This is a genomic window from Lactobacillus sp. W8174 (assembly GCF_016100975.1).
Lineage (GTDB): Bacteria > Bacillota > Bacilli > Lactobacillales > Lactobacillaceae > Lactobacillus > Lactobacillus juensis.
The window spans coordinates 1-253 of record NZ_JACFRN010000020.1; the positions used below are offsets into that span (position 1 = coordinate 1).

Annotated in this window: 1 protein-coding gene; it reads right to left on the minus strand. The window is 45.1% G+C overall.

Annotated elements, in window-relative coordinates; translation table 11 throughout:
- Nucleotides 1–253 (minus strand): hypothetical protein (locus tag H3U49_RS09820; RefSeq protein ID WP_198181174.1); only part of this gene is annotated, 253 nt, incomplete at both ends.

The window sequence follows — 253 nt, forward strand, 5'->3', positions numbered from 1 at the left end:
GAGCTGTCAGAACTCTCAGAACCGTTGGAACTTTCAGAGCCGTTAGAGCCATTTGAGCTATCGGAGTTGTTAGAACCATTAGAACTCTCAGAGCTGTTGGAACCATTTGAGCTATCGGAGTTGTTAGAACCATTAGAACTATCGGAGCTGTCAGAACTGTTAGAACTATCAGAGCTGTTGGAACCATTAGAGCTATCGGAGCTGTTAGAGCCATTTGAACTCTCAGAGCTGTTGGAACCATTAGAGCTGTCAG